This window comes from Mesorhizobium sp. ESP-6-2 (assembly GCF_020164675.1).
Taxonomy (GTDB): Bacteria; Pseudomonadota; Alphaproteobacteria; order Rhizobiales; family Rhizobiaceae; genus Mesorhizobium.
This window is the reverse complement of sequence record NZ_JAIUGT010000002.1, coordinates 215,582-237,260: the sequence shown is the minus strand read 5'-3', so window position 1 is coordinate 237,260 and position 21,679 is coordinate 215,582. Positions and strand designations below refer to the sequence as shown.

At 64.2% G+C, this 21,679-nt stretch carries 17 protein-coding genes; 9 read left to right on the top strand and 8 right to left on the bottom strand.

Annotation, left to right across the window (positions count from 1 at the left end):
- Positions 1–158 precede the first annotated feature (158 nt).
- The 7 genes from LB532_RS06195 (at position 159) to LB532_RS06165 (ending at position 12,344) form a co-directional block, all read left to right on the top strand.
- Complete coding sequence (locus LB532_RS06195; protein ID WP_140644272.1) at positions 159–5,651, top strand: alpha-2-macroglobulin family protein; 5,493 nt, start codon at positions 159–161, stop codon at positions 5,649–5,651.
- Positions 5,652–5,862: 211 nt separating this feature from the next.
- Complete coding sequence (gene pbpC, locus LB532_RS06190) at positions 5,863–7,956, top strand: penicillin-binding protein 1C (protein ID WP_140644274.1); 2,094 nt, start codon at positions 5,863–5,865, stop codon at positions 7,954–7,956.
- 72 nt (positions 7,957–8,028) lie between these two features.
- A complete protein-coding gene (locus LB532_RS30310; RefSeq protein ID WP_411908873.1) occupies positions 8,029–8,244 on the top strand; it encodes a M15 family metallopeptidase in 216 nt (71 codons plus the stop codon).
- Between the two features lie 158 nt (positions 8,245–8,402).
- Positions 8,403–9,428: a sulfate ABC transporter substrate-binding protein gene (locus LB532_RS06180; RefSeq protein WP_140516694.1), complete on the top strand. Its 1,026-nt coding sequence runs from the start codon at positions 8,403–8,405 to the stop codon at positions 9,426–9,428.
- A 21-nt stretch (positions 9,429–9,449) separates the two neighbouring features.
- The gene (cysT, locus tag LB532_RS06175; RefSeq protein WP_224556450.1) at positions 9,450–10,301 is read left to right on the top strand and encodes a sulfate ABC transporter permease subunit CysT; all 852 of its coding nucleotides are present in this window, start codon (positions 9,450–9,452) and stop codon (positions 10,299–10,301) included.
- The gene (cysW, locus tag LB532_RS06170; RefSeq protein WP_140552357.1) at positions 10,294–11,178 is read left to right on the top strand and encodes a sulfate ABC transporter permease subunit CysW; all 885 of its coding nucleotides are present in this window, start codon (positions 10,294–10,296) and stop codon (positions 11,176–11,178) included. Before cysT ends, cysW begins: the two co-directional genes overlap by 8 nt.
- A gap of 125 nt (positions 11,179–11,303) precedes the next feature.
- Complete coding sequence (locus tag LB532_RS06165; protein WP_224556449.1) at positions 11,304–12,344, top strand: sulfate/molybdate ABC transporter ATP-binding protein; 1,041 nt, start codon at positions 11,304–11,306, stop codon at positions 12,342–12,344.
- Between the two features lie 14 nt (positions 12,345–12,358).
- Here LB532_RS06165 and LB532_RS06160 read toward each other — a convergent pair whose 3' ends face one another.
- Together LB532_RS06160 and LB532_RS06155 are read right to left on the bottom strand one after the other, a co-directional pair.
- Positions 12,359–12,757 (bottom strand): type II toxin-antitoxin system VapC family toxin, encoded by a 399-nt coding sequence (locus LB532_RS06160; RefSeq protein ID WP_181169615.1) that lies wholly within the window; start codon positions 12,755–12,757, stop codon positions 12,359–12,361.
- Positions 12,757–13,032, bottom strand: a complete 276-nt coding sequence (locus tag LB532_RS06155) for an antitoxin (RefSeq protein ID WP_140553856.1) — start codon at positions 13,030–13,032, stop codon at positions 12,757–12,759. The genes LB532_RS06160 and LB532_RS06155 overlap by 1 nt, the downstream gene beginning before the upstream one ends.
- Positions 13,033–13,243: 211 nt before the next feature.
- Here LB532_RS06155 and LB532_RS06150 point away from each other — a divergent pair, with 211 nt between their 5' ends.
- Positions 13,244–14,230, top strand: coding sequence for a sulfate ABC transporter substrate-binding protein (locus tag LB532_RS06150; RefSeq protein ID WP_140644284.1), 987 nt, complete (start codon positions 13,244–13,246; stop codon positions 14,228–14,230).
- Between the two features lie 258 nt (positions 14,231–14,488).
- On the top strand, positions 14,489–14,938 hold the full coding sequence (locus LB532_RS06145) for an RrF2 family transcriptional regulator (protein ID WP_006202816.1): 450 nt from the start codon (positions 14,489–14,491) through the stop codon (positions 14,936–14,938).
- Between the two features lie 62 nt (positions 14,939–15,000).
- On the opposite strand, the gene LB532_RS06140 is transcribed toward LB532_RS06145, so the two are convergent.
- The 6 genes from LB532_RS06140 to LB532_RS06115 all read right to left on the bottom strand — a co-directional run bounded on the left by LB532_RS06140 (position 15,001) and on the right by LB532_RS06115 (position 21,619).
- Positions 15,001–15,483 carry a gluconokinase gene (locus LB532_RS06140; RefSeq protein WP_140644377.1) on the bottom strand — a complete coding sequence of 161 codons (483 nt, stop codon included), beginning with the start codon at positions 15,481–15,483 and terminating at the stop codon, positions 15,001–15,003.
- Positions 15,484–15,552: 69 nt separating this feature from the next.
- The gene (locus LB532_RS06135; RefSeq protein WP_140644286.1) at positions 15,553–16,539 is read right to left on the bottom strand and encodes an ABC transporter permease; all 987 of its coding nucleotides are present in this window, start codon (positions 16,537–16,539) and stop codon (positions 15,553–15,555) included.
- Entirely contained in the window at positions 16,536–17,516 is a 981-nt protein-coding gene (locus LB532_RS06130) for an ABC transporter permease (protein ID WP_140644379.1), read from the bottom strand. The genes LB532_RS06135 and LB532_RS06130 overlap by 4 nt, the downstream gene beginning before the upstream one ends.
- Positions 17,517–17,529: 13 nt before the next feature.
- Entirely contained in the window at positions 17,530–19,077 is a 1,548-nt protein-coding gene (locus LB532_RS06125) for a sugar ABC transporter ATP-binding protein (protein WP_140644288.1), read from the bottom strand.
- Positions 19,078–19,155: 78 nt separating this feature from the next.
- Complete coding sequence (locus tag LB532_RS06120; RefSeq protein ID WP_224556448.1) at positions 19,156–20,283, bottom strand: sugar ABC transporter substrate-binding protein; 1,128 nt, start codon at positions 20,281–20,283, stop codon at positions 19,156–19,158.
- Between the two features lie 307 nt (positions 20,284–20,590).
- Positions 20,591–21,619, bottom strand: coding sequence for a LacI family DNA-binding transcriptional regulator (locus tag LB532_RS06115; protein ID WP_140644292.1), 1,029 nt, complete (start codon positions 21,617–21,619; stop codon positions 20,591–20,593).
- Between the last annotated feature and the right edge of the window lie 60 nt (positions 21,620–21,679).

The window sequence follows — 21,679 nt, the reverse complement described above, 5'->3', positions numbered from 1 at the left end:
TTGCCGCAAGAATGCGTGATCCCCTGTCCTATGGAGGTACTACCGGCTGTTGGCCGGAAAGGAAACCGTCGGCAGGCGGAACCCTGCCGCGTCCTCATGTTGACAAGCCTGAGTGAAGCTTGAACATGCCCGGACGTCTGCACTGTCTGGAGGGTGTTATGGCAATGCGCGCGGCTCGTGGTCTCCTGATCCTTCTCTTCTTCGCCTGGGCCAATGTCTTAGCCTGGGATAGCGTCGCGCAAGCGGCTGAAGCACGGCGAGTCGCCACGACCGACAATTCGGACTATTTCGGTTTCGACCTCCGGTCCGACCAGAATGTTACGCTCGATCAATGCAAGACCACTTGCCTGGGCGATCCTGCCTGCCGCGCCTTCACCTATAACACCAAGGCCAAATGGTGCTTCCTCAAATCCGATTATAACCAGTTGAAGCCCTTCAACGGCGCGGTCGCGGGCAAGGTCGTCAATATCGACGGCGACCCCGACATCGGCGCGCCGCCGGAACTCGCCTTCTTCCCCAACTGGATGGCTGACCAGGCCCAGCAATACCGCAACCGGCTGCTCGGCCCGGCCTATGACAGGCCGACCGAGGGCATGGCGGCGCTGACCACGGCGGCCGAGCAGGCGGTGCTCACCGGCGATCATCGCACTGCCATGCAGAAATACGAGGCCGCGGTCTCGGTCATGCCCGACGATGGCCAGCTCTGGCTCAACCTGGCGCGCGAAACGCTTGCCGTGCAGCCGGCGGCCAACACATCAGAGGCCTCCACCTTGCCGGCAAACGGCACGTCTGCCGCCTTCAATGCCTACAAGCTGTTGCGTACAGCCAGGACGCGCGCAGAGACGCTGGCGCTCATCGGCTCCGGCCTCGACAAGCGCGACCTCTATCGCCCCGCTCTGCAGGCTTATGAAGCCAGTCTTGCCCTGGTGCCCTCGCCGGCGGTCCAGGCCGACTATTCCGATCTCAAGGCTCGCAAGGGTTTCCGCGTCATCGACCACACCGTCGATGCCGACACCAGCGCACCGCGCATCTGCGTCCAATTCTCCGAGGAACTGGTCAAGACCGGCGTCGATTACGCACAATTCGTCACCGTCGACAACCAGCCTCCCAAAGGCGTTGAAGCCAAGGACAAGCAGATTTGCGTCGAAGGGTTGGAACACGGCCAGCATTATGACGTGACCTTCCGCGCCGGCCTGCCGGCTGCCATCGGCGAAGTGACCGCCGCGCCCGTCGTGCTGTCGATCTATGTGCAGGACCGTGCGCCTTCGGCCCGCTTCACCGGCGACAGCTTCGTGCTGCCGGCCGGCGCGCGCCGCGGCATCCCTGTCGTCACCGTCAACATGAACGCCGCCGAGATGAAGCTCTATCGCATCGGCGACCGCTCGCTGGCCCAGCTCCTGTCCGGCTACCAATTCCTGCATCAGCTCGACAGCTACGACATCTCAAACATTTCCGAGCAGATGGGCGAGCCGGTCTGGGAAGGCCAGCTCGACATCGCCAACGATCTGAACAAGGAGGTCACCACCTCCTTCCCGGTCGACGAGGCGCTGCCGCGGCGCAAGCCCGGCGTCTATGTGCTGACTGCCCAGGCCGTCAGCGACAAGAGCGACGACTACGACGCGATGGCCACGCAATGGTTCGTCGTTTCCGACATCGGCCTCTCGACCTATACCGGGCAGGACGGGCTCAATGTCTTTGCCCGTTCGCTGGGCAGCGCCAAGCCGATAGCGGGCGCCGAACTGACACTGGTTGCCCGCAACAACGAGATCCTCGGCACCGCGACCTCGGATGCCGAGGGCCACGCCGTGTTCAATCCCGGCCTGACGCGCGGCGACGGCGGCATGGTGCCCGCCGTGCTGATGGCCAGGCAGGGCGACAACGACTTTGTCTTCCTCGACATGGCCCGCGCCGGTTTCGACCTGTCCGACCGCGGCGTCACCGGTCGCGCAGCGCCGGGCGCGCTCGATGTCTACGCCTGGACCGAGCGCGGCATCTACCGCGCCGGCGAGGAGGTGCATGTCGCGGCTCTTGCCCGTGACGGCGCCGCCAAGGCGGTCGAAAACCTGCCGCTGACCTTCATCTTTTCGCGCCCCGACGGGGTCGAGGATCGCCGCATCGTCAGCGATGGCGCGTCAGCCGGCGGGCACGCCGTCGATCTGCCGCTCCAGCCAAACGCCATGCGCGGCACCTGGTCGGTATCGATCTATACCGATCCCAAACAACCGGCCGTCGCCAGCCAGATGTTCCTGGTCGAAGATTTCGTGCCGGACCGCATCGAATTCGACATGAAGGCCGACAAGCAGGAGATCGCGCAGGGCGAAACCGCCAACATCACCGTCGACGGCCGATTTCTCTATGGCGCACCGGCTGCTGGCCTCGCGCTCGAAGGCGAACTGACCCTGTCGACCGCACGTGACTGGGACCGCTTCAACGGTTATTCCTTCGGCCTAGCCGACGAGCAGTCGTCGGAACCGACCGTCACCCCGTTCACCGATCTTCCGGTGGTCGGCGAGGATGGCAAGGCAACCTTCCCGGTTTCCGTCGAGCAACTGCCGTCGACCACGAAACTCATCGACGCCAAGGTTACGGTTCGCATGCGCGAGACCGGCGGCCGCGCCATCGAGCGCTCGCTCAACATCGGCATCCGCCCGCAAGGCCACATGATCGGCATCCGGCCGGACTTCGCTGATGATGAAGTGCCGCAAGGCGGCACGGCGAAATTCAGCCTGATCGCCGTCGACCCCGACGGCAAGCGCGAGGCACTGAAAGGCGCGCAATGGTCGCTGGTCAAGGTCGAGCGCAATTACCAGTGGTACCGCTCCAACAACTCATGGAATTACGAACCGGTCACCTTCACCAAATCGATCGCCAATGGCCAGGTCGACCTTAGCGCCGACGGCGAGGCGACGGTGTCGATCCCGGTCGACTGGGGCCGCTATCGGCTCGAGGTCGAGACGGCGGATCCGGAAGGGCCCGCGACCAGCTATGAGTTCGATGGCGGCTGGTATGTCTCCTCCACCACCACCGAAACGCCTGATGGCCTCGAGATCGCCCTCGACAAGGACAATTATGCCGCCGGCGAAGTGGCCAGGCTCAAAGTCTCGCCGCACTTTGCCGGCGAACTTCTGGTCAACATCGGTTCCGACAAGCTGTTGAAGACCGTCACGGCGTCGGTGCCGGCCGGCGGCGGCACGGTCGACATCCCGGTCGGCGACGACTGGGGTGCCGGCGCCTATGTCACGGCGACCCTGTTCCGGCCTGGCGACGCGCAGGAAAGCCGCATGCCGGCCCGCGCTATCGGCGTGAAATGGCTGAAGGTCGACCCGGGCTCGAAGAAGCTCGCCGTCACCCTCACCCCGCCGGACAAGACCATGCCGCGCCAGCAACTGTCGATCCCGGTCGCGGTCGCCGGCATGGAGCCGGGCAGCAATGCCTATGTCACTGTCGCCGCTGTCGATGTCGGCATCCTCAACCTGACCAGCTACAAGGCGCCGGACCCGGACAACTGGTTCTTCGGTCAGCGCATGCTGGGCATGGAAATCCGTGATCTCTACGGCCGCCTGATCGACGGCTCTCTCGGCACTATAGGCAAGCTCAGGACCGGCGGCGACGGCGCCAACATGCAGGCGCAGGGCAGCCCGCCGACCGAAAAGCTGGTCGCCTTCTTTTCCGGTCCGGTGCAACTCGACGCCGACGGCAAGGCACGCGTCGACTTCGATATTCCGCAGTTCAACGGCACGGTTCGCGTCATGGCCGTCGCCTGGACCAAGGAAGCGGTCGGGCACGCCCAATCGGATGTGATCGTGCGCGATCCGGTGGTGATCACCGCCGGCCTCCCGCGCTTCCTGGCGCCCGGCGACGCCGCCGTCATGCGGCTCGACATTGCGGACACCGACGGCCCGGCCGGCGACTATGCGCTGTCGATCGACACGACGGGCGGTCTCTCGACGGGCGACAAGCCCCTGCCCCAGAAGCTGACGCTGGCGCAGGGCAAGCGCCAAACCCTGACCGTGCCGCTGATCGCCCAGACGGCAGGCAATGCCTCGCTCACCATCAAGCTGGCGCACGCCGATGGCACCAAGGTCGAGCAGACGCTCTACGTGCCGGTCCGTCCGGCACAACTGCCGGTCACCACCCGCATGGTGGTCGACCTCAAGGGGGATGGCGGCACGCTGCGCGTCGACAAGGAGCTTTTGGCGGCAAGCCTGCTCGACGGCGCTTCGGTCAGTGTCGGCGTTTCGCAGGCGGCGGCCTTCGATGTGCCTTCGCTCCTGATGACGCTCGATCGCTACCCCTATGGCTGCGCGGAGCAAACCACCAGCCGGGCGATGCCTCTGCTCTATGTCAACGAAATGGCCTCGGGCGTCGGCATGGAGAGCGATCCCGAGCTGCATGGCCGCATCCAGGACGCGATCTACAAGGTGCTGAGCTACCAGGCTTCGGGCGGCAGCTTCGGCCTGTGGGGCCCGGGCTCCGGCGATCTATGGCTCGACGCCTATGTCACCGACTTCCTGACCAGGGCGCGCGAGCAGAAATATGATGTGCCCGCGCTCGCCATGAACCAGGCGCTGGGCAATCTGCAGAACTCGCTCGGTTACGACCAGAGTGTACAGGACCGCGGCAGCGAGATCGCCTACGCGCTCTACGTGCTCGCCCGCAACAAGAAGGCGTCGATCGGCGATCTGCGCTATTACGCGGACACCCAGCTCGAGGCCTTCACCAGCCCGATGGCCGTTGCCCAGCTGGCGGCGAGCCTGGCGCTGTATGGCGACACGCAACGTTCGGAAGCAACGTTCAAGACCGCGCTGCAGCTCGCCAAGTCGAGCACCGCCTATGACTACTATCGCTCCGACTACGGCTCGGCGCTGCGCGACGGGGCGGCAATGCTGGCGCTTGCGGCGGACTCGAAGCCGGTGCCATCGGTCGTACCGGAGCTGATCAAGCTGGTGACCAGGGAACGCGCCGAGGTCCGCTGGACCAGCACCCAGGATGAATCCTGGATGCTGCTGGCTGCCCGCGCGCTGAAGAAGGGCAATGACTCGATCACACTCACCATCAATGGCGCGCCGCATTCCGGCGGCTATTCCGACAGGATCGACGGCAGCGATCTGGTCGACAGCCCGCTCACCATCGCCAACACCGGCAAGACCCCGCTGCAGGCCGTCGTCACCACCGTGGCGTCGCCGGTGCAGCCCCTGCCGGCCGGGGGTGACGGGTTCACCATCGAGCGCACCTATTACAAGCTCGACGGCACCGAAGCCAATGTGACGGAGGCAACCCAGAACGAACGCTATGTCGTCGTGCTCAAGGTCAACGAACAGAACAACTGGCCTTCGCGCCTTTTGATCACCGACCTTTTGCCGGCCGGCTTCGAGATCGATAATCCCGGCCTGGTCTCCAGCGCCCAATTGTCGAACTTCTCCTGGCTGGCGCAGACCGACGCCGCGCATCTGGAATTCCGCGACGACCGTTTCGTCGCCGCCTTCAACCCCAGTGATGGCGACCACGACCACAATCTGACGCTCGCCTATGTCGTGCGCGCCGTGACGCCGGGCACCTACGCCCATCCGGCCGCAACGGTGGAGGATATGTACCGGCCGCAATATTCGGCCCGTACCGCCACCGGCATGATGGAGGTCAAGGCGCCGTAAGGTGTCGAGGCGGACATGAACGTGAAGTTTGCGCTGCCCCTTATTGCCCAGCCGGGCATTTCTCCCCGTATAGTGACGGGGAGAAAGAGGATTGCATCGACGCTTTCGCCAATGTCCAACGTTGCAGAAAAGGTGCCGACGATCGCGACCGCTCTCTTCTCCCCGTCACTATACGGGAAGAAGGTGTCGGCAGGCGGATGAGGGCAGCGCCATGCTCTCAACAACACTGCTGCGCCGGTCAGCCATCGCTGGAACCTCCTTGGTGGCCGTTATCGCTCTTTCCGCCGCCACCCTGTGGCAGCTCGACCGCGCCTTTCCGCCTCCGCTTCCGGAAAAGCTCACCGTCTCGACGGAAGTCCAGGATCGTGACGGCCAGCTTTTGCGCGCCTTCGCCACGCCTGACGGTTATTGGCGGCTTGAGACCCGCCTCGATCAGGTCGACAAGCAGTTCGTCGACATGTTGGTCACCTATGAGGACAAGCGCTTCTGGGAACACGAGGGCGTCGATGTGCTGGCGCTTGCCCGCGCCGCTGGCCAATTCGCCGCCAGTGGCCACATCGTTTCCGGCGGCTCGACGCTGTCGATGCAGCTTGCCCGCCTGATCGAGCCGCGCGAGAGCCGCAGCCTCGGCTCCAAGCTCAAGCAGATGCTGCGCGCCTTCCAGATCGAGCGGCGGCTGTCCAAGCGCGAGATCCTCGAACGCTACCTGACGCTGGCGCCCTATGGCGGCAATCTCGAAGGCGTACGCGCCGCTTCGCTCGCCTATTTCGGCAAGGAGCCGACGCGGCTCACCGTCTCGGAAGCCGCCCTTCTGGTCGCCCTGCCGCAACTGCCGGAGAAGCGCCGGCCCGACCGCAACCTCGCGATCGCGCACGCCGCCCGCGACCGCGTGCTGACCCGCATGGCCTCGGCTGGCCTGCTCGGCGAACGCGAGGCTGCGCGCGCCGCGCTCGACGATGTGTCTGGCCTGCGCCATAAATTGCCGGCGCTCGCCGCGCACGCCGCCTATGCGATGCTGCCCAAGGCCGTTCCCGGCCAGCCGCTCAAGCTGACGATCCGCAAGAGCGTCCAGGAAGGACTGGAACAGGTCGCGCGCGACGCCGCCGCCAAGCTTGGGCCGCGTCTCTCCGTCGCCATGGTGCTGGCCGATTCCCGCACCGGCGACATTCTGGGCGAAGTCGGTTCGGCCAATTTCTTCGACGCCAGCCGCTCCGGCTGGATCGACATGACAAAGGTCGTGCGTTCGCCCGGCTCGACGCTGAAGCCGTTCATCTACGGCCTTGCCTTCGAACAGGGACTGGTGGCGCAGGAAACACTGATCGAGGACAGCCCGGCCGATTTCGGCGGCTACCGGCCGAAGAATTTCGACATGGGTTATCAGGGCGACGTCAGCATCCGGCAGGCGCTGCAACTGTCGCTCAACGTGCCGGCGATCCGCGTGCTCGACGCGGTCGGTCCCGCGCGGCTGACGGCCCGCTTCCGCCAGACTGGGGTAAATCCGATCCTGCCGGTCAACGAGGCGCCGGGCCTGGCCATCGGCCTTGGCGGCGTTGGAATTACGCTGCGCGATCTCGTCCAGCTCTATACAGGGCTCGCCAATGGCGGCAAGACGCACACGCTGCACGATGGCACCGAGCCGGCCGATGCCGAGCGCACCACCACGACCATCCTCAATGACCAGGCGAACTGGCAGATCATCGACATTTTGTCGGGCGTCAAGCCGCCCGAGGGTGCGTTGCAGCGCGGCATCGCCTACAAGACCGGCACCTCCTACGGCTACCGAGACGCCTGGTCGGTCGGCTTCGACGGCCGCTACGTGCTGGGCGTCTGGGTCGGCCGGGCGGATGCCGCCGCTGTGCCCGGCCTGTCCGGCTATGTGTCGGCCGCCCCGATCCTGTTCGAAGGCTTTGTCCGCTCGGGTCTCGCCACCGTGCCGCTACCGGGCAAGCCCCCCGGCGCCTTCACTCCTCGACGTAGCGACCTGCCTGTGACGCTTGCCCGCTTCGGGGCCGGGTCCGACGGCCTGGTTCAGGCCTCGACCCCCACAGAGCCCGCGCCGACCATCATCTTTCCGCCCGACGGCGCCCGCGTCGATCTCGCCACCAACTCGGCCGACGCCTCGCCGCTGGTACTGAAGCTGCAAGGCGGGCGCGCGCCGTTCCGCTGGCTGGCCAACGGCAAGCCGCTGACCGGCATAGACCGCCGGCGCACCGCGACCTGGCAACCGGACGGCACCGGCTACTCGACCTTGACCGTGATCGATGCGGCGGGACGCGCGGCAAGCGTGAAGGTGTTCGTTGAATAAGACTGCGCAAGCGATTCAGGGGATTGCGCTTCTTCGCCTGAGGTACAGCGCCTCGCGCCCGACCTTCACCGGATATCCGTTACGCCGGAGCGGACAATTTTCCTGTACCGCAAGCTGCTGCTCGGCGCGATGCACTCGGCCGGATTCAAGAACTATGCACGCGAATGGCGGCACTTCACGCTGAATCACGAGCCCTTCGCCAAGCAGCGCTTCGATTTCCCAGTACCAGCCGGATACCATGCCGACCGAATGCACAGCCTTGCTTCGGCACCGCTTGTTCCTAGATAGATCGGTGGGGATTCGCCAGGGGACGTTTGAGGGAAAAAGTTTCTCCTCACCGCGAAATCCGGGCCAAGATTTTCTCCAAAACGACAAAAAAGGCAACATTTAATGCATCTAAATTCTACCAATTCGGTAGATTTGACGTGGGTTCAACGGAGGCAGAAATGACCAAACCTCGTTTCAGGAGACTGCTCGGCGCACTGGTCGCCACGTCCGTCCAGTTCGGCACGCTCGGTTTCGCGTTCGCCGATACCACCATTCTCAACGTGTCGTACGATCCGACACGCGAGCTCTACAAGGCTTATGACGAGGCCTTCGCCGCTCACTGGAAAGCCGAGACAGGGGAAACGGTCACCATACAGCAGTCGCACGGTGGATCGGGCGCCCAGGCCCGCGCCGTGATCGACGGCCTCGACGCCGACGTGGTGACGCTGGCGCTCGAAGGCGATATCAACGCCATCGTCTCCAAGTCGAAAAAGATCAATCCGGACTGGCGCACGAAATTCGAGAACAATTCGGCGCCCTACACCTCGACCATCATCTTCCTCGTCCGCAAAGGAAACCCCAAGGGCATCCACGACTGGAATGACCTCGTCAAGGACGGCGTCCAGGTGATTACGCCCAACCCGAAGACATCAGGCGGCGCGCGCTGGAATTATCTCGCCGCCTGGGCTTATGCCAACGCCAATGACGGCGGCGACGAGGCCAAGACGAAGGAGTTCGTCGGCAAGCTCTATGCCAACGCCCCGGTGCTCGATACCGGTGCGCGCGGCTCGACGGTGACCTTCGCGCAAAAGGGCCTGGGCGACGTGCTGATTGCCTGGGAAAACGAGGCCTATCTGGCGCTCGACGAGTTCGGTGCCGAGAATTTCGATATCGTCTATCCCCCGACCTCGATCCTGGCCGAGCCGCCGGTCGCTTTGGTCGACGCCAATGTCGATGCCAAGGGCACGCGCAAGGTCGCCGAAGCCTATCTGGGCTGGCTCTATTCCAAGGAAGCGCAGACGATCATCGCCAAGAACCACTATCGTCCGGCCAAGCCCGATCTGGTGCCGGCAGAGGACCTGGCCAAGCTACCGCCGATCAAGCTGGTCACCATCGACGACCCACAATTCGGCGGCTGGAAGAAAGCACAGCCTTACCATTTCGGCGATGGTGGTATATTCGACCAGATCTACAAGCCCCAGTAAGCACTCGATATTCAGGACGATATGATCACAGCACCCGCTCGGGCGGGTTGGCGGTTTCGACAGCCGAGCGTCATTCCGGGTTTCGGATTGACGCTCGGCTTCTCGCTTGCCTACCTGACCCTCATCATCCTCATTCCGCTGTCGGGGCTGATCTGGCGCTCTGCGGCGCTGGGCTGGACCGATTTCTGGGCGATCGCCACCGACCGGCGCACCATCAACGCGCTCCGCATCAGCTTCGGCACCGCCTTTGTCGCGGCCGCCGTCAATGTCGTCTTCGGCACGCTGGTCGCCTGGGTGCTGGTGCGCTATCGCTTTCCCGGCCGCCGCATCGTCGATGCCATGGTCGACCTGCCCTTCGCGCTGCCGACGGCGGTGGCCGGCATCGCGCTGACCACGCTCTACGCGCCCAATGGCTGGATCGGCAAGCTGTTGCTGCCGCTTGGGCTCAAGGTCGCCTACACGCCGCTCGGCATCGTCATCGCGCTGGTCTTCATCGGCCTGCCCTTCGTCGTGCGCACCGTGCAGCCGATCATGGAGGAGATCGACAAGGAGGTGGAGGAGGCCGCCGCCACGCTCGGCGCCAGCCGCTTCCAGATCGTCACCCGGGTGCTGTTCCCGGGTCTGGCGCCGGCCATCGTCACCGGTTTCGCGCTGGCCTTCGCGCGCGGCGTCGGCGAATACGGCTCGGTCATCTTCATCGCCGGCAACCTGCCCTACAAGTCCGAGATCGCGCCGCTCCTGATCGTCATCCGGCTGGAGGAATACAATTACCCGGCGGCGACCGCCATCGCCGCGATCATGCTGGCCTTGTCATTCCTCATGCTGCTCATCGTCAACCTGGCGCAGACATGGAGCCGCAAGCGCTATGGCTGATCCGGAGATCAAATCCTACGAGCCGCATCACGACAGCCGCTCGGCGGCGGTGACGGAAAGCCGCCCGGCGCAGGCCGTGCTGATGGCGATCGCCTTCGCCTTCCTCGGCATCTTCCTGCTGTTGCCGCTGATCATCGTCTTCAACGAAGCCTTCGCCAAGGGCGTCGGCGCCTACACCGAAGCGCTTGCCCATCCCGACACGCGCTCGGCGATCCGGCTGACGCTGCTGGTGGCGGCGATCTCGGTGCCGCTCAATGTCGTCTTCGGCATCTCGGCCGCCTGGGCGATCGCCAAGTTCGAGTTCAAGGGCAAGGCCTTCCTGACCACGCTGATCGACCTGCCGTTCTCGGTCTCGCCGGTCATTTCGGGCCTGGTCTACGTGCTTCTGTTCGGCGCCCAGGGGCTGCTCGGCGCCTGGCTGAAGGCGCACGGCATCGTCATCCTGTTCGCCGTGCCCGGCATTGTGCTGGCCACCATCTTCGTCACCTTCCCCTTCGTGGCCCGCGAGCTGATCCCGCTGATGCAGGAACAGGGCAATGGCGACGAGGAGGCCGCGCTGTCGCTTGGCGCCAATGGCTGGCAGGCCTTCTGGTATGTGACGCTGCCCAACGTCAAATGGGGGCTGCTTTACGGCGTGCTCTTGTGCAATGCGCGCGCCATGGGCGAGTTCGGCGCCGTCTCGGTGGTGTCGGGCCATATACGCGGCCTCACCAACACCATGCCGCTGCATGTCGAGATCCTCTACAATGAATACAACGCCGTCGGCGCCTTCGCCGTCGCCTCCTTGCTGGCCGGCCTGGCGCTGGTGACGCTGGTCCTGAAGACACTGCTCGAGATGCGTTACGGCGCCGAGATCGCCGCGGCGCGTGGACATTGATGCATGTCGCCCAAAAGTGGGACCCGGTTTTGGGATAACGGCATGCAGCCACTACAAAGCATGTCGCCCAAAAGTGGGAACCGGTTTTGGGATAACGACATGCAGCCACTACAAAGGGACTGTTGATGGAAGTTCGCGTTGCCAATGTGCGCAAGGAGTTCGAGCGCTTTCCCGCGCTCCATGACGTGTCGCTCGACATCAAGTCGGGCGAGCTGATCGCGTTGCTGGGGCCGTCGGGCTCGGGCAAGACGACGCTGCTCAGGCTGATTGCCGGGCTGGAGCGGCCGACGCGCGGCAAGATCTTCTTCGGCGACGAGGACGCCTCGCAGAAATCGATCCAGGAGCGCAATGTCGGCTTCGTCTTCCAGCACTACGCGCTGTTCCGGCACATGACGGTCTCGGACAATATCGGCTTCGGCCTCAAGGTCCGGCAGGGCTCGACGCGGCCGCCGGCGGCCGAGATCCGCCGCCGCGCCTCCGAGCTGCTCGATCTGGTGCAGCTCTCGGGCCTGGAAAAGCGCTATCCGGCGCAGCTTTCCGGCGGCCAGCGCCAGCGCGTCGCACTGGCCCGCGCCATGGCGATCGAACCCAAAGTGCTTCTGCTCGACGAACCGTTCGGCGCGCTCGACGCGCAGGTGCGCCGGGAACTGCGCCGCTGGCTGCGCGACATCCATGACGCCACCGGCCACACCACCGTCTTCGTCACCCACGACCAGGAAGAGGCGCTGGAGCTTGCCGACCGCGTGGTGGTGATGAGCCAGGGCCGCATCGAACAGGTCGGCACCGCCGACGACATCTACGACAGGCCGAACTCGCCCTTCGTCTATGGCTTCATCGGCGAATCGAGCTCGCTTCCCGTCAAGGTCGAGAATGGCGAGGTCTGGCTCGCCGATCGCCCGATCGGGCTGTCCGCGCCGGACGCCGCCAGCGGCAATGCCACGCTCTACTTCCGTCCGCACGACGTCGAATTGCTGAGCGGCTGCTCTGGCTGCATCGCCGGCACCGTGGTCGCCAGCCGCCGCGTCGCCGGCACCCGCCGGGTGGAACTCGAGATCGGCGGCGAACGCCAGCGCGTCGAGATCGAGCTGCCCGTCGACCATCCCGCCGCGCAGAAGAGCCGGCTAGCATTCCGCCCGGGCCGCTGGAAGCTGTTTCCGGCTGCTTGATATTGGACCGAGCACTACTCCAGCCAGTTCTCGATCTTCAGGTTGCGGATTCGGATGAACTCGCCCGTATTGGCCGTTACCAAAGTGATGCCCATAGCGCAGGCGTGCGCAGCAATAAAAAGGTCGTTATGGCCAATGGGTTGGCCGGCGGCCTCCAGTTCTGCACGAAGGGCGCCATACTCTGCATCCGCCGGAAGATCGAGTGGCAAGACCGGAATCTCGGCCAGCAATTGCTCGACTTTTTTGAGCAGCCTGGCTGATCCCTTCCTGGCACAGCCATATCGCAATTCCGAGGCCACCACGATACTTGTGCAAATGGCGTCGTCTCCCTCGCGCTCCACTGCATTGGCGGCTTTGCCAGCCGGATTTCGGATCATGTCACTGATGATGTTCGTGTCCAGCATAAACCGCATCAAAAAATGTCCTCGGATTCGACCGGCGCATCATTGATTTCGGGAAAATCGTCCTCGGGGCCGAGCGGCGGCTCGTTTGCCCATTGGGCGAGCAACGCGCCGAGCCCAGCTTTGCGGATCGGCTCAATGACAAGGCGGTCGCCTTCACGGCTGATCAGGACCTTCTCGCCGGGGAGCTCGAACTCGACAGGAATGCGCACCGCCTGGCTGCGGTTATTGCGAAACAGTTTCGCCTCCTTCGACGGCCGTGTTGTTGAATGGCGGTGTTGGGGCATGGTTGCCTCCCTTTGTATATGCATATTGTATATGCATGCTGGCCCAGGAATGCAAGGGTAAGAAAGCGTTGGGCGGAACAGAATTCTAATGATAGCGCTCGTGACGACATTTTTTCTTACGGTGGCACCGCGAAACCATTGCAGGTGTCTCGTCGGGCCCGTGGCGCAGGGCTATGGTCGGGCGATTAAGCACTAGACGGAGTCTCATTTCATGAAGCGATTTCTCCTCGGCGTCGTCGCCGTCGCCGGCCTGTTCCTCGCATCTTCCCAAGCCTGGTCTGCCGACAAGCTGCTCAACGCCTCCTATGACGTCGGCCGCGAACTGTTCGTCCAGGTCAACAAGGCCTTTACCGAGAAGCACCCGGGCGTGAGCATCGACCAGTCGCATGCCGGCACCTCGGCGCAGGCGCGTGCCATCGCCGAAGGGCTTGGCGCCGATGTCGTCACCTTCAACCAGGTCACCGACATCGACTTCCTGGTCAAGAAGGGCCTCGTCTCGGCCGACTGGCAGAAGGATTTTCCCGACAACGCCTCGCCCTTCTATTCGCTGCCATCCTTCCTGGTACGGGCGGGCAACCCCAAGCACATCAAGGATTGGAGCGACCTGGTGCGCGACGACGTGCAGGTGATCTTCCCCAACCCGAAGACCTCGGGCAATGCGCGCTACACCTATCTGGCGGCTACCGCCTACGCCAAGGAGGCCTTCAAGGGCGACGACGCCAAGGTGAAGGAATTCATCACCAAGTTGTTCAACAACGTGCCGATCTTCGACACGGGCGGGCGCGCAGCCACCACCACTTTCGTGCAGCGCGAGATCGGTGACGTGCTGATCACGTTCGAATCAGAAACCCGCGGCATCCGCAAGGAGTATGGCGACGACAAATTCGAGCAGGTCACGCCTTCCGTCAGCCTGCTGGCAGAATTCCCGGTGGCGATCGTCGACAAGGTCGCCGACGAACATGGCACGCGTGATCTGGCCAAAAGCTATCTCGATTTCCTCTATACGCCCGAGGGCCAGGACATCGCCGCTGACAATGGCCTGCGCGCCCGCGATGCCGCTGTCGCCGCCAAGCACAAGGCCGACTTCCCGGACGTGCGCCTGCTGACGGTGGAAAACGTCTTCGGCGGCTGGGGCAACATCCAGAAAGAGCATTTCGCCGCCGGCGGCCTGCTCGACCAGGCCTATGGCAACCGATAAGGTTTTCGCGGCGCGATAGCAGGTTGGGATAAGCAAATCAGGAAAGCCGGCGCTTTGCCGGCTTTCTCCGTTTGCGGCAAACATTGGCAGATACGACGCCTGCCGCGCACGAGGTTACGAAGAATCAACGCGTTTGCGCCTAATGTGCCGGCAAATCGGCTTGTTCGCGAAACGGCAGCGCTCCACAAGCCCCGTCATCATTTGCACACAAACAGCCGCCAGATGCGGGTTGTTGGGGCTTCATGGGTTGACTCGGGCATGCTGACAAAAAAAGGCAAATACGGCCTCAAGGCCCTCGTGCATCTGTCCGGCTTGCCGGTTGGCCAATTGGCCTTCGTCAACGACATCGCGGTCGCCAACAACATCCCCAAGAAATTCCTCGATGCCATTCTGGGCGAGTTGCGCAATGCCGGCTTCGTCCAGAGCCGCAAAGGCAAGGAAGGCGGCTATCGCCTCGCCCGCCCGGCCTCGGAGATCAAGATCGGCCATGTCGTGCGTGTGCTGGACGGGCCGCTGGCGCCGATCCCATGCGCCAGCCGCACGCAATATCAGCGCTGCGAGGATTGCGACGAAGCGACGTGCCAGGTCCGGCACATGATGCTCGAGGTGCGCCAGGCAATCGCCGAGGTACTGGACAACCGCAGCCTTGCCGCCATGCGCGACGCCGACAATGATGATTTTCCGGTCGAGTTGACGTCGCAGATCTAGACCCTGCGCATGCGCGGCATTTGCCGGCACAAGTCGAATGCCGGCATCGCGCCGATCAAGGTTCAGAACCACCGCGCCAGGTGCACCGCCTCGGCAACAAGTTCGGCGATCGGGTGCGTCGCATCGAGCGTCAGCGCCCGCTCGTCCGCCGCCGGCGGCTCGAGAATCGCGAACTGGCTGTCGACCAGGCTTGCCGGCATGAAATGACCCTTGCGGTTGCCGACGCGCTGCCGCGCCGTGGCCGGGTCGATCTCCAGGTAGAGGAAGAGGATGTCACGGCGGAAGCCGCGCAGTCGTTCACGATAGCTTCGCTTCAGCGCCGAACAGGCGGCGACAACGCCCTGCCCTTTGCCGGCCGAGGCCGCGATGCGCTCGCCAATCGCATCGAGCCATCCCTCGCGCAAAGTGTCCGTCAGCGGCTCGCCTCTGGTCATGCGGGCGACGTTTTCCGGTGGATGCAGCCGGTCGCCTTCGATGAAGACGGCGCCCAGACTCTCTGCCAGCGCCATGCCGACGGCCGACTTGCCGCAGCCGGCGACGCCCATCGCCACGATGACCGGCGCCGGCCCGCTGGCACCGGTCGGCGATTGATCTGTCCTTTCCGCCACGATGGTCTAGCGGCTTGCCGGCGCGCGGCCGTAGAGCAGCAGCATGGCGACGATGACGACGCCATAGATGATCTGCCTACCCGCCTCCGGCATCTGCATGACCGACAGTATGGATTGCAGGAGCGTGATCAGGATGACGCCGGCGACAGTGCCGAGATAGGAGCCGCGCCCGCCAAGGATCGAGGTGCCGCCCAGCACGACAGCCGCGATCGACGGCAGGAGATAGGCGTCGCCCATCGACTGCGCCGCCTTGGAGGCGTAGCCGGCAAGGAGCACGCCGCCGAAGGCGGAGAGCCCGCCGGAGACGGCGAAGGCGATCATCACCACGCGCCTTGTATCGATGCCCGAGAGATAAGCGGCACGCTCGCGGTTGCCGATGCCGTAGACGGTGCGGCCAAAGCCCGTGCGGGTCAGAACGAACACCATCGCAGCGCCGATCAGCGCCCAGATGATGACCGCGTTGGGAACTCCCGGAATGGCAAAGCCGGTGGCCAGGTAGCGCATGGCGCCGGTGGCCGAATCCTGGGGCGAGAACCCGCCGGTGTAGACCACCATCAGCCCTTGCGCGACGGCGTTGGTGGCGAGCGTGATGATCATGGAGGGAATGCGCAGATAGGCGACGCCGATGCCGTTGAGGATGCCGATCAGCACCCCGCACAAGACGCCGAATGGAATGGCCAACGCAACCCCGGCCGGGCCATACGCGGCCGCGGCGCAAGCCATCATCGCGCCCGCCGCCACCGACCACGGCACCGACAGGTCGATCTGGCCGAGCAGGATGACCAGCATCATGCCGGTCGCGATGACGCCGAGAAAAGAGGCCACCTTGAGCTGCTGCAAGAGATATTCAGGCGACAGGAAGCTGCGCGAATAAAGACTGCCCAGCAGGAGCAGGACCACGATGCAGGCAAAGGCCGTCAGCACCGCGGGATCGGCGCGGCGGATGAATTTCGGCATGCGTCCGGCGATGCCGCCCAATGTCGTCTCGCTCACAGGAACCACTCCAGCCGGTTTCGGACCCTAAACAGGGCGAAGGCGCCGAGGCTGACGGCGATCAGCAGGATAACGCCCTGGAACAGCGGCTGCCACAGCGGGTCGAAATCGAAGACGAACAACAGATCGCCGATGGTGCGGAAGGCGAGCGCACCGAAGATAGCGCCGACGGCACTTCCCTTGCCGCCGAACAGCGAGACGCCGCCCAGCACCACGGCGGCAATGGAAAACAACGTGTAGGAGTTGCCGCTGGCATAGGCCGCTTCGCCCGTATAGGTGAAGAACGTCAGGAACAGGCCGCCGATCGAGGCCAGCAGCCCCGCCAGCGTATAGGCTGCGAACTTGCCGCGCCGGATCGGCACGCCTGACATGTAGGCCGCCATTTCCGACGACCCTGCCGCATAGGCCGCGCGGCCAAGCACCGAGCGGCTGAACGGCACCCAGATCACCAGCACGACGGCCAGGAGCACAACCATGCTGGCCGGCACCACGTCAAACACACGGCCCGTCAGCGCGTCGGCCAGGCCCTCATTGACCGAGCCGCCCGGGAACGGCCGCAGCAGCAGCCCGATGCCATAATAGACCGCGCCGGTGGCGATGGTGGCGACGATCGGCTGTAGCCGCCCGTAGATGACGATGGCGCCATTGATCGCCCCGCACAGCAGTCCGACGGCCAGTACCGCCAACACGCCAAGCGCCGTCTGCATCGGTGTGCCCACCACCAGCCAAGAGGCCAGGCAGTTGGTCAACAGGAAGATCATGCCGACGGAAAGGTCGATGCCGGCGGTGATCACCACCAGCGTCTGCGCCATGGCGACGAAGGCCAGCAGCACGCCCTTGTTGGCCGCCGTCTGCACGACATTGGCGGTGAAGCCGGCCGGATGGTTCGCGGTGTAGATGACGAACATGACGATGAAGATGCCGAGCGCCAGCAGCGTTCCGCGCTGCTCCGCCAGCCAGTAGCGCCAATCCTTCACGCCAAAATCCCTTTCACGCATTCGCTCCCCGGTTCACCGGGCTATCCCCGCCAGGCATGTTGAGCGCGCTCGATATCAGCGCCCGCTCGGTGATTTCGGCGCCGACCAGTTCGCGCTTGACCGCCCCGTCGTAGAGCACCAGCACCCGGTCGCAGCAGCCGATCAGCTCGTCATAGTCGGTCGAATAGAACAGGATTGCCGCCCCCGCGTCCGCCAGCTTGCGCATCAGTTGATACAGCTCCTGCTTGGTGCCGACATCGATGCCGCGCGTCGGATCATTGAGCAGGATGATACGCGGCTGGCGCATCAGCCATTTGGCGATGACGACCTTCTGCTGGTTACCGCCCGACAGCGCGCCGACCGGAATGTCGAGGCCGGCCGTCTTGATCGCCAGCAGGCCGACCATGTCGTCGATAAGCCGCTGCTCCGCGGCGCGGTCGATGATGCCGCCCTTCGACAGCCGGTCGAGCGCGGCGAAGGACAGGTTCTCGCGCACCGTCATCGGCAGCATCAGGCCTTCGGTTTTGCGATCCTCGGGAATGAGCGCCATGCCGATGCCGTTCTCGCGGGCAGCGGCGGGGCTGGCGATGCCGACCGGCTTGCCGTCGACCAGGATCTGGCCGCTGAGGCCACGCAGGACACCGAAGAAAGCGAGCAGCAATTCGCGTTGGCCCTGTCCGTCGAGGCCGCCGAGGCCAACCACCTCGCCTGCCCTGACCGACAGCGAGATGTTGTGCAGGCGATCCGTCCAGGAGAGCTTGCGGGCTTCGAGCACAGGCGCGGTGACGGCCGGCGCAAATGTCGGCTTGGGCGGGAAGATGTGGCTGTATTCGCGCCCGATCATCAGTTCGACGACTTCACTGTCGCTCTTCGAGCCGGCGGGATAGCTGGCGACATTGCGGCCGTTACGGAACACGGTGCACTGGTCCGCCAATTCGGCGATCTCGTTCATGCGGTGCGAGATGTAGAGCAGCGCCAGCCCTTCCGAACGCAGCCGCTTCAGCACGGCGAAGATCTTCGACACATCCGCCGCCGTCAGTGCCGAGGTCGCCTCGTCGAGGATCAGTATGCGCGGCTTCCTGGCCAATGCCTTGGCGATCTCGACCATCTGCCGGCGCGACAGCGGCAGGTCCTTGACCAGTGCCAGCGGATGAATGTCGGATGCTCCCGCACGCGCCAGGGCGTCCTCGGCGATGCGCCGCTGCGCCTTGCGGTCGATCATGCCGAAACGCTTCGGCGGATCGGATATGACGATGTTGTCGGCGACGCTGAGTTCGGGAATCAGCGACAACTCCTGGAAGATGCAGACGATGCCGGCCTTGTTCGCGGCGCCCGGCGAGGCGAAGGTCGCCTCGCGCCCGTCCAGCAGCATGCGGCCTTCGTCGGGCGCAACGACCCCCGCCATGATCTTGATCAGCGTCGACTTGCCGGCGCCGTTTTCGCCAAGGATGGCGTGAATGCTGCCGGCCTCGACCGACAGCTCGGCCTTCTCCAGCGCCCGCACGCCGCCATAGCGCTTCGATATGCCTTCCATGCGGAAGAGCGGAGCCGCACCGTCCATCAACCCTCCCAGGGCGCTCGTATATTCGGGGACCGGCGCCGCGGGTTGGCCGCAGCGCCGAAATGGCATCCGGCGGAACTACTGGTTTTCCTTGGTCTGGCCCATGATTTCCTGGGCGCTGAAGTTGATGCCGCAGGTCGGGAAGGAATTGCCGACGAAGAAATTGTCGGACTCCTTCGGGAAGTAATCCGTGCCTTCCTTCATGCCCGGATCAGAGGCGACAGCCAGCGGCAGCTTCACCTCTTGCGGCACCACCTCGCCTTCCAGCGCCGCAATGGCCGCCTTGATGGCGACGGCGACCTGGGCCGGCCCCGAGCCGGCGGAGGTGCACTTCAGGCCGTCGGCCGAATGCGCCGCGCAGAACTTGCGGAAACCGTTCTCGGTTTCGCCGCCGAACGGCACGAAGGGATGCTTGGCGTCGATCATCGCCTGCACGATACCGGTGTCACCGCCCTGACCGGTGATGCCGTCGAAGGGACCATTTGTGGCGATCGCATCCGCGGTCACCTTCTGTGCCACGCCGTCGTCCCATTTGCCGGCGACTTCGGTGACGTCCCATTTCTTGCCGGAAGCGTCGAGCACCTCATGAATGCCGTTGTGGCGGTCTGTATCAACGGAAGTGCCGGCCACACCGCGCACTTCGAGGATCTTGCCGCCATTCGGCACCTTGTCGACCAGCCACTTGGCCCACAATTCGCCGAGGCCCTTCTGGTCGACATTGACATTGATGGCGTCCTTGGTGTCGAGAATGTTGTCGAAGGCGACCAGCACGATGCCTGCCTGTTTGGCGCGCTTGATGACCGGGCCGAAGGCGGTCGGATTCTGTGCGTCGGTGACGATGGCGTCATAGCCGGAATCGATGAAGTTGTTGATCGCCGAGATCTGCGCCGGCACGTCCTCTCCGGTCGAGACGACCTTGAATTCCTTGATCTTGGCCTTGACATCCGGCTGGGCGGCATAGGCCTTTGCGGTCTGCACCATCTGGATGCGCCAGGTGTTGGCGATATAGCCATTGGCGAAGGCGATACGGTATGGGCCTTCCTTCTTGGGATATTTGAAGAATTTCGTGTCCGCGCTCCAGGGCGCGAAGCAGTCCGCTTGGGCGGCCGGGCCCGGCACGATCTCGGGGCCGGCGGCCATGGCGGCCGAGTTGAGCATGACGAATGCGCTGGCGGCAATGATGCCACCTACCAGTGACTTGATCATCGATAATCCTCCCATTTTGTAATTCTGATGTCGTTTCGCGATGTGAATTTCGTACGGTCGGCTCCGGCCCTCCTGCCTTGTCCTACCTGCCTTTCCGATGGCCAATGGCCTATGCGATGCCTCCTCCCCGTTGTTCCCAGGCTATTGGGGAAAATAGCATATTATCCATAATAAACAAGAATTAGTTGTCGCTTATGTATAATAGACAGGCTCCGTGCCGTTGCATTCTCTTCCCTGTCCGGTAGGAATGGTAGCGCTACCAAGAGTGCTGTGTAAAGCGCCCTTTCTCCTGATCGCGAAAGTGTGTTCAGCGGGCCGTGCTCTCGCGGCGTTTGAGTTCGAAACCGAGATCCACGACGCGCTGCTGCGGAGGCTCGCCTGCTATCGCCGCCAGCGCCATAGCCACCGCCCGCCGTCCGATCTCGTAGCGGGGCGTGCGGATACTGGTGACGGAGGGAAACGCCACCTGCATCATATCGAGATCGTTGAAGCCGACGATGCCGACCCTCTTGGGTACACTGATCGAAGCGCGATGACACTCGAACAGCGCGCCTAGCGCGATGTCGTCATTGTTGCAGAATACGCCGTCGAGCGTCGGCATCTTGGCCAGCGCGCCGCGGAAAAGTTCGCGCCCCAGCGTTACGCTGGACGGCACCGGCGTGGTGGTGATCAGGCGTGGATCGAACAGGCCGGCTTTCTCCACCGCCATGCGGTATCCTGCCAGGCGTCGCTGCGAGCGCGGATCCATGCGCGCGCCGATGAATCCGATGCGACGGTAGCCCGCCTCGATCAGATGCTCGGTCGCCGCCCTGCCGCCGTCCAGATGCGAGAAGCCGACCATCATATCCACCGGATCGGGGCCGGTTTCCATGACCTGCACCACCGGGCAGCCTGCGTTCTCCAGCAATTTTCGCGAGGCCGGCGTCTGGTCGATGCCGGCCACGATCAGCGCCGCCGGCCTTTGCGGCCCGAACACCTGCAGCAGCCGCTCTTCTTCAAGTCCGGAATAGTGGGTGTTGCCGAGCTGGATGCGGAAGGCGCTGTCAGACAGGCTGTCATAGATGCCACGCACCACCTCCGCAAAGACGCTGTTGGTAAGCGACGGCACCAGCACGCCGAACACCTCGGCCCGGGCCGAGGCCAGCGCCCGTGCGTTGGGATCCGGCACGTAGCCCAGTTCGTCGACGGCGGCGTGGATCTGGCGACGCAGGTCCTCGGAGACCCGCTCCGGCTCGCGCAAGGCGCGAGACACGGTGATTGCGCCTACGCCGGCCTTGCGCGCGACGTCGGATATGGTCGGGCGGCCGCCGCCTCGGCGCGAGCGCGGCTTGATCAAGGACAGGCTCCATGCGGTGCGTGGCCGCCAAGGCGCTGCCGCAATACGATCGACGTTGCT